Here is an 8576-nt window from a genome sequence, read left to right on the forward strand (position 1 = left end):
CTCCACCAGGGCGCGGGTCAGCTCGGCATCGTCGTAGACGAGGGCGTCGGGGAACAGCTCGGCGATCTCGTCGGCCGAGACCGCGCGGCCGGCCGAGAAGCCGGGACAGTCGCTGTTGTGGATGTGGCTGAGCGCCAGCCAGCCGTCGTCGCCCGCGTTCTGCCGGAGGTTCTCGAGCAGGCCCGGCTTGTCGTCGAGGAAGTAGAAGGCGTCGTTGCAGACCACGAGGTCGACGGGAGCGTCGGGAATCGGCCAGTGGGGCGATGCGGCATCGAAGCAGACGAGCTGCGCCTTGCCGCCCACGACCCAGTGCCGGGCGACCCAGAGCTTGGCGAACACCACGTCGGCGCCGGCGACCTTGCAGCCGCGCCGCTGCAATTCGCGCAGGTAATGGCCGATGCCGCAGGCGAACTCGAACACGCAGGCCGGATCGTTCCAGTGGGCCTCCAGAAGGGCGAGGCCCGCCAGGTAGGTCGGGTCGCTCCAGCGGTGCAGGAAGTAGTCGCCCACGCGCCCCCAGCCGAGGCGCTGCACCGCCTCGCGCAGGGTCGCGGTGCGACGGTCCTTGACCAACTGGCGGACCTCGCCGGCATCCGCCGGGGGGCCGGTCCACCAATCGTCCTGGTCGGCGAGCAGCGCGGCCAGCGCCTCGTCGGGCTCGCCGGCGTCGAGGTGGGCGAGTACCCGCTCGACCAGGGCCTCGCTGCCGGTGCGCAGGTAGGGGATGCCGTCGATCACGGGCCAGCGCGCCCCGTCCTCCGCGTCCCGCAGGGAGTGCGGCGTGTCGGATTTCAGGGCGTGGCCGGTCTGCGGCGATCGGAGGGCGAAGGGGATCATGGGCTTTCGGGGGCGCGGACGCGGGTCGAAGTGTCTCTCGCAAGATTCCCGCTGCGCCGTCGTGGCCGGAGGGAGAACACCCGGCGATCGGGCGTTTCGTGAGCTGCACTAGGGAATCCGCATATCCCTCAGGACCCGGTCATGGAACGGCTTGACCGGCCCGGCATGGACCAGTTCCATCTCGTCGAGCACCGTGCCCATGGTGATCGAGGCCGCGCGCAGGTGCTGGGCGATCTGCAGCACCCGGTCGATGCAGTCGGCCGCGTGGAAGGCGCGGCCCTCGGCGGTCGCGTCGTCCGGCAGCACGGCGCGGGCGCGCTCCACGGTCTCACGGAGCGGGGGATCGAGTTCGGCCAGCGCCCATCCCGTAGTCCGGGCCATGATCGGCAAGAGATGGTCGCCGAGCAGCATCTCGCCGGTGAAGCCGGCATCCGGCATCGCAGCGTTGTGGAAGTGGTGGGCCATCGCCGCCAGGAACACCGTGGTCGGGTCGGCCCGGTAGAACGGGCTCAGCACGACGCCGTAGACGGCAACCATCAAGCAGTGTTCGGCGTGGTTCTCGGGCGGCTCCAGCAGGATGCGGGGACGGCCGGGGCAGGTCACGCCGGCCCGCGGCTGCTGCGCCAGGGCCGCGACGAAGCCCGGCAGGGAGCCGGGGAGGTGGGCCGCGGGCTTCCTCAAGCGATCCCGCAACCGGTCCCGCATGTCCGCGTCGAGGGCCACGGTCACGGCGTCGAAACCCTCGACCAAGACGGAAGACACCGCCTCGTCCGATAGCCCGGAGGCCGCGAGGAACGCGGCGTCGAGGTCGCAGAGCCGCGTGGCGGCCAGCGCCGTGGCGGTGACGTCGAGGGCGACGTCCTCGGGACGCGCGCCTCCAGTGAGCATGCCCCAGCCTTGCGCGAACAGGCGCTCGGCGATCGAGCCGGCGCGCCCGGCGGAACGGACGCGCTTGAGGTCGTTGGCCTCGACCAGAAGCTCCCGAAGCCCGGCCGGCGCGGCCGGACCCGGTTCCGCGCCGCGCGGGTCTCCGGCGGGCATCAGTTCACGCCGAGCCAGTCGAGGAGCATCTTGCCCTGCTTGCCGAAGTCGTGCTCCGGGCCGTGCCCGTTCTTGACCATCGGCGCCTTGAAGAAGGTCGAGAGCTGCTCCTGCACGCCGCCGTCGCCGCGCTTCTTGGCCAGGTCCAGCACGCGGGCGATCTCGATGACGAGCGGTGCGGCCAGGATCGAGTCCTTGCAGAGGAAGTTGACCTTGATCTGCATGCGCTGGCCCATGAAGCCGGTGACGTCGATGTTGTCCCAGGCTTCCTTGTCGTCGCCGCGCGGGCGGTAATAATGGATGTGCACGAGGTGGTCCTCGACCGGGTAGCCGAGGATCGAGTCGAGCACCGTGCCCTTGGTGTTGAGCTTGGACTGGAGCGAACTCGGGTCGTTGAGGGCGAGCCCGTCCCGGTTGCCCAGGATGTTGGTGGAGAACCAGCCGTCGACGTGGAGCGCGCGCGCCTTGAAGGCGGGCGCCAACACCGTCTTCATCATGGTCTGGCCGGTCTTGCCGTCCTTGCCGGCCACCGGCACGTTCATCTCGCGGGCGAGCTCCATCAGGGCGGGAACGTCGGCGGCGATGCTCGGTGTGAAGTTGGCGTAGGGGATGCCGCTCTTGATCGCGGCGTAGGCGTAGAGCATGGCCGGCGAGATCGACTCGTCGCTCGAATCCAGCCCCTTCTCGAAGGCTGCGGTGGAGTTCAGCGTCGGGACGGTGAGGTCGGGCCAGCGCTCGGTGGAGGCGAGGTTGACCACCACGACCTCGTCGAGGTTGCTCTCCTTCTGGAAGCGCCGCAGATCGTTGGCGATGACCGAGACCGCCTCGCGGTGGTCGGCCGCAACGATGCGGTTGGCCCCGTCGATGTTCTTGCAGAACTTGGCGCTGCCGACGGCCGGCCAGGGGGTGATGCCGTTGAGCACCTGGGCGCCGTTCTCGATGTCCTGGCGGGTCAGCACGCCGTGGCCTTGGGCCGCGGAGGCGAGGTCGTCGCCGTTGAGGTCCCAGCCGCCGAAGACGAGGTCCTTGTAGTCGGCCATGCCGGCCACGGAGACGCCGGCCAGCGGCAGGCCGTCGAGGCGGTTGGAGCCGGATTTGATCATCTCGATGCCGGCGATGGCGGTGGTGGCGACGGCGCCGCCCATGCCAACGAACGCGACGCCGACACGGCGACCGGTCTGGGTGTTCATCGGAGGGGATTTTCCTCAAACTCTGGGACGCGGGGCCTTCGGCAACAGGCCGAACCTCACCTCGCGCAGCCCAGGCTAACTGGGGCTACCGGGCTTCGTTCCAAGCCCGAATGAGACATCTTTGTGCCGCCCGCCGCCTGAACCGGGACCGAACGCCGGGTTAAAAATCCGTGAAAAGAGGGGGTTAACCCTCCGTTAAGCGCGCCACGCTTGGATCACGGCGCCGTCCCATTCTGGTCACGGCCCCCGGCGATAGACCTGCCGCTGAAGGAAAGCCCGGCCCACGAAGGCCGCGGTACGAAAAGGACCAGCGATGGGGGTTTTCCCGGAGCCGGCGCGTTGCGCCGACGACGTGTGCGGACTCGTGCCTTGCGAGACCGATTTCGAGGGTGAGACCGTGGCGTGGCTGCCGCGGGCCGTGCGCAAAAACGGGCGCCGGACGCGACGCCGGACACCCGCCGACAGGCGCCGCCGCACCGTCGCGACCCTGGTCGCGGCCCTGCTCGCCGGCTTCAGTTTGCCGCAGACGGCCTTCGCCCCCGCGGCCGCCGCCCACGACCGGATCGACACCACCCCACGTGCCGCCCTGGCCCTGGCGGCATTGGCGCCCTCCGACGATCCCGCCGCCTGGAGCGGGGTTCCCCTGGTGGAGCAGCAGCCGGCCACCGCCGAGCTGATCGCGCACGATCTCGACGCCCTGCCCCAGGCCGTGCGGGATTCGGGCGAGGAGACGGTCCGCTTCGGCGCCCGCACCGTGTCGCGGCGCCTCGTCGACACCATCCTCAAGGCCTCCGACGAGGCCGGCGTCGATCCCGTCTACATGATGGCCCTGGCCGACAAGGAATCGAGCTTCTCCACCGACGTGAAGGCGGCGACCTCCTCGGCCCAGGGGCTGTTCCAGTTCGTCACCGCCACCTGGCTGGAGATGATCCGCGACTACGGCGCCCGCTACGGGCTTTCCGAGGAGGCGGCCTCCGTGAAGGGCCGCGGCGGCGCCATCACGGTGACGGGCGGCGGCATGCGCGAGCGCGTGCTCGCCCTGCGCAACGACCCCTACGTCTCCGCCCTGATGGCGGCCGAGCTGGTCAAGCGCGACCGCGGCCGGATCGAGGCCCGCGTCGGGCGGGCGCTCACCACCACGGAACTCTACTTCGCCCACTTCCTCGGCACGTCGAGCGCCGGCCGGTTCCTGTCGCTGAGCGGCGAGACGCCCGGCAAGGTCGCCGCCGCCGAGTTCCGCGCCGCGGCGCGCGCCAACCGCAGCCTGTTCACGGAAAAAGCCGGCAAGGGCCGCCGCAGCCTGACGGTGGCCGAGGTCTACGGCCGGATCGACGGCATGATCGACGCACGGCTGACCCGCTACCAGGGCGTCTCGGCGCTCGCCCCCGCGGCCGAGCCGCCGGTGCAGGCGCCCGCGCAGGTCCGCCGCGTCGAGGTCACCGAGGCCCAGCCGCCGGACGGGGTCTGAGCCCGTTCGCGTCCGGCCCGGCCGCGAAGGTCCGGGAGGCGGCCACGGCGTAGCTTTGGCGGGGGCATCCGGGCTAGAACGGTCCCGGATCGAGACAGACCGGCGCGCCCCGCTCCGGTCCGAGGCACCGGACGCGATGGCCCCTTCCGACCCGGACCACCCGCCGGAGAAGGGACCGCCCCGGCCTCCCGCCGAGGCCGACACCCGCGCCGCCGCGCGGGAGGCGCGCGCGGCGGCGCGCACCCTCGGACGCCAGCTCGGAATCCTCGCAGCCGGTGCGGCCAGGGGCGCCGGCCGCACCGGTCGGGACGCGCTCCGGGGCACCGCGCCCTTCTTCGGCGGGATCGCCGCACGCCTGCGCCGCCCGGAGGGACGGCCCGCGGGCGAGCCGGTGCCTGCCGCTTCCGGGACGCAGCCCCGCATCCGGCGCCTGGGCGCGGCCTTGCGTCGCCGGCCGGTCCTGGCCGCCGCCGGCCTCCTCCTCGCCCTGCCGCTCCTGGCGCTCGCCGGCTACGCGCTCTCCGCCTTCCTCACTCTGCCGCCGCTGGGCGGGGCCACCCTCGATCCCGGCCAGCGGGCGCTGACCGTCGAGGCCGACGACGGCCGGGTCTTCGCCACCCGCGGCGCCTTCCGCGGCCAGCCGCTCACCGCGGCCGACCTCGCCCCGCACCTCGCCCAGGCCATCGTCGCCATCGAGGACCGGCGCTTCTACAGCCATTGGGGCGTCGACCTGCGGGGGCTGGGGCGGGCGGCGTGGCGCAACGCCACCGGCGGCGGCGTGCGCGAGGGCGGCTCGACCATCACGCAGCAATACGTGCGGCTCACCTCCCTGACCCAGGAGAAGACCCTGCGCCGCAAGCTCCAGGAGGCGTTCCTGGCCCTGCGGGTCGAGGGCACGATGAGCAAGAACGAGATCCTCCTCGGCTACCTCAACACCGCCTATTTCGGGGCCGGCGCCTACGGGGCCGACGCGGCCGCGCGCCGCTATTTCGGCAAGCCGGCCAAGGCCCTCTCGCTGCCCGAGGCGGCGATGCTGGCCGGCCTCGTGCGCGCCCCCTCGCAACTCGCGCCCACGCGCAACTTCGGCGGCGCCAAGGAGCGGGCCGACGTGGTGCTCCAGACCATGGTCGAGACCGGCGCCATCACCGCCGAGGAGGCCGATGCCGCCCGCAAGCAGACGGTGACGCTGCGCACGCCCCCCGAGACGCCCCCCGGCACCAACTACTTCCTCGACATGGTCGCGGCCGACGCCAAGCGCCTCTCCGACACCCCCGGCGACCTCACGGTGCGCTCCACCCTCAACCTCGATCTCCAGAGCCTCGCCGAAGGCGTCGTCGCCCGCCGCCTGGATGCCGAAGGGGCCAAGAAGAAGATCGGGCAGGCCGCCCTCGTGGCGCTGTCCAAGGACGGCGCGATCCTCGCCATGGTCGGCGGGCGCGACTACGAGGACAGCCAGTTCAACCGGGCGACCCAGGCCAAGCGCCAGGCCGGCTCCCTGTTCAAGCTGTTCGTCTACCTCACGGCCTACGAGCAGGGCTTCAGCCCGGAGAGCGTGCTGGTCGACCGCCCGATCCAGATCGGCGACTGGGAGCCCTCGAACGCCAACAACCGCTTCCGCGGCCCGGTCCCCCTGCGCAACGCCTTCGCCCTGTCGATCAACACCATCGCGGCCCAGCTCGGCGAGGACCTCGGCATCCCGGCTGTGATCGCCACCGCGCGCAAGCTCGGGGTCCAGTCCGATCTGCCGAACGTGCCGAGCCTCGCCCTCGGCTCCGCCGAGGTGACGCTCCTGGAGATGACCCGCGCCTATGGCAGCGTCCTGGCCGGCCGCACGCCGCTCGACAGCTTCGGAATCCACGCGATCCGCGGCTCGGGCCCGCAGCCCGTCTACGCCCGGCCCGAGCCGGCGCCGGCCGGCGGCCTGCCCGTCGAGAGCCGGACCATGATGCTCGATTCCCTCCAGGCCGTGGTCGAGGGCGGCACCGGCAAGGGGGCGCGGGTGGCGGGCCTGCCCATCGGCGGCAAGACCGGCACGACGCAGGATTACCGCGACGCCTGGTTCGTCGGCATGACGCCCGACATGGTCGTGGGCGTCTGGGTCGGCAACGACGACAACACCTCGATGAATAGGGTCGGCGGCGGCGACGTGCCGGCCGCGATGTTCCGCGATTTCGTCCAGCGGGCGTCGAGCCAGCTCGCCAAGGGCCGCAGACGGCCGTCCGCCGCCCGCGCCGAACCCGCGCCCGCCGCGCCTGCGCCCGCTGCGCCTACGTCCATGGCGCCGGCCGCCCCGGCCTCGGACGTGCGCGGCGTTCCCGAGGTGATCGACACCGGCACGCTGGCCTTCCGCGGACGCGTGGTGCGCCTGCTCGGGGTCGCCGGCGAGGGCGGGCACCTGGCCGGGCAGCTCGCCCGCTACCTGCGCCGCCGCGAGGTGGTCTGCGCCGCGGCCGAGGCGCAGGGCGCCCGCTGCCGGATCGACGGCGACGACCTCGCCGCCCTGATCCTGGCCGCCGGCGGCGCCCGGGCGGCCGAGGACGCCCCGCCCGACCTCCTCGCCGCCGAGGAGCAGGCCCGCTCCGAGCGCACCGGCCTCTGGGGCCGCGCCCGCTGATTGCTTTGCCGGTCGACCGGCCTGCGAAGGCCTGCCGTCCGGCGGTGGCTGACGACCGCGGCAGTGCGTCGCCGACATTGGGCCCACCGGCTGGCCCTGCTCCGCCGTTCCGCTGCGAGAGCAGGCCGCTATCTCACGGAAACGTCAGCCTGCTCTAGGTCATTGTTTTCGAATGATTTTTCGGAGAACCGGTTTCCCCTTTTCCGCATCATGCTCTAGGGTCCCGGCAACGTATAAAAAATTCGGGAGGTCGTGATGATCCGGGTTGCCCTCGCCTGCGGCCTCGCGCTGCTCTGCCTCGCCACGGGTGCGCGGGCGGCGCCCGAGGGGACGCCGGCCGTCTTCAAGCCGGCGCAGCAGGAGGGCTACTTCTTCGTCGGCGGCGGCTACGAGACGGTCCAGGGCAAGACCATCGCCGTCGGCCAGATGTTCGTGCAGGTCCACGCCCCGGTGCGGGTGACGCAGCCCTACCCGGTGGTGATGGTCCACGGCACGGCGCAGACGGGCGTCAACTTCCTCGGCACGCCGGACGGCCGGCCCGGCTGGGTCGACCGCTTCGTCGAGAAGGGCTTTGCCGTCTACGTCGTCGACCAGGTCGGCCGCGGGCGCTCGGGCGACAACCCGGAGGTCTACGGCCCCTATGCCCGGCTCCAGGCGAGCGACCTGGAGACGATCTTCACCGGCCAGGAGCGCTACGACCTGTTCCCGCAGGCCAGGCTCCACAGCCAGTGGCCGGGCGGTGCCGGGGTGCGCGGCAACGCGGCTTTCGACCAGTTCTACTTCTCCCAGGTGCCCTTCATCGCCAGCGCCCTGAAGAGCGAGGAACTCGTCGGCCCGGCCCTGATCGCCCTCCTGGAGAAGATCGGCCCCTCCGTGGTGCTGACGCACTCGCAGGCCGGCGTGTTCGGCTGGGCGGTCTCCGACCGGCGCCCCGACCTCGTCAAGGCGCACGTGGCCGTGGAGCCGAACGGGCCGACCTTCTACGACATCCGCTTCAAGGGCGGCGCCGAGTGGTACGAGCGGATCGGCGAGGCCAGGGCCCGGCCCTACGGCATCACCCGCGTGCCCCTGCGCTTCGAGCCGCCCGTGACCTCGCCCGACGACATCGGCGTGGTCCAGGCGGAGGCGCCGACCCGGCCGGGGCAGATCCGCTGCTGGCTCCAGGCGGAGCCGGCCCGGCAATTGCCGAACCTCGCCCGCGTGCCCGCCGTCATCGTCACGGCCGAGGCCTCGTTCCGGGCGACGATGGACGATTGCACCGGTGCCTTCCTGGCCCAGGCCGGCGCCAGGCCCGACCGGCTGGCGCTGGCCGAGCACGGCATCCGCGGCAACGGCCACATGATGATGCTGGAGCAGAACAACGCCGCTGTTGCCGACGCCATCATCGGCTGGATCACGGACAACGCGCGCTAGTGCACTGACTCAG

6 protein-coding genes are annotated in these 8576 nt (G+C 72.1%); 3 read left to right on the top strand and 3 right to left on the bottom strand.

Translation table 11 applies throughout. The annotated features are described in order from the left end of the window. The 3 genes from COGEMETH_RS21915 to COGEMETH_RS21925 all read right to left on the bottom strand — a co-directional run. On the bottom strand, positions 1-837 hold an 837-nt coding region (locus tag COGEMETH_RS21915; protein WP_238184804.1), incomplete at its 3' end, for a class I SAM-dependent methyltransferase. A 108-nt stretch (positions 838-945) separates the two neighbouring features. Continuing rightward, a complete protein-coding gene (locus tag COGEMETH_RS21920) occupies positions 946-1878 on the bottom strand; it encodes an HD domain-containing protein (RefSeq protein ID WP_238184805.1) in 933 nt (310 codons plus the stop codon). Then, the gene (locus COGEMETH_RS21925) at positions 1878-3068 is read right to left on the bottom strand and encodes an inositol-3-phosphate synthase (protein ID WP_238184806.1); all 1191 of its coding nucleotides are present in this window, start codon (positions 3066-3068) and stop codon (positions 1878-1880) included. The genes COGEMETH_RS21920 and COGEMETH_RS21925 overlap by 1 nt, the downstream gene beginning before the upstream one ends. 313 nt (positions 3069-3381) lie before the next feature. Between COGEMETH_RS21925 and COGEMETH_RS21930 the strand changes: the two genes are divergently transcribed. The 3 genes from COGEMETH_RS21930 (at position 3382) to COGEMETH_RS21940 (ending at position 8563) form a co-directional block, all read left to right on the top strand. Beyond that, positions 3382-4536 carry a transglycosylase SLT domain-containing protein gene (locus tag COGEMETH_RS21930; protein WP_238184807.1) on the top strand — a complete coding sequence of 385 codons (1155 nt, stop codon included), beginning with the start codon at positions 3382-3384 and terminating at the stop codon, positions 4534-4536. 136 nt (positions 4537-4672) lie between these two features. After that, positions 4673-7150, top strand: a complete 2478-nt coding sequence (locus COGEMETH_RS21935) for a PBP1A family penicillin-binding protein (protein ID WP_238184808.1) — start codon at positions 4673-4675, stop codon at positions 7148-7150. 255 nt (positions 7151-7405) lie between these two features. Then, on the top strand, positions 7406-8563 hold the full coding sequence (locus COGEMETH_RS21940) for an alpha/beta hydrolase (RefSeq protein WP_238184809.1): 1158 nt from the start codon (positions 7406-7408) through the stop codon (positions 8561-8563). Positions 8564-8576 lie beyond the last annotated feature (13 nt).

This window comes from Methylobacterium trifolii (assembly GCF_022179685.1).
Lineage (GTDB): Bacteria > Pseudomonadota > Alphaproteobacteria > Rhizobiales > Beijerinckiaceae > Methylobacterium > Methylobacterium trifolii.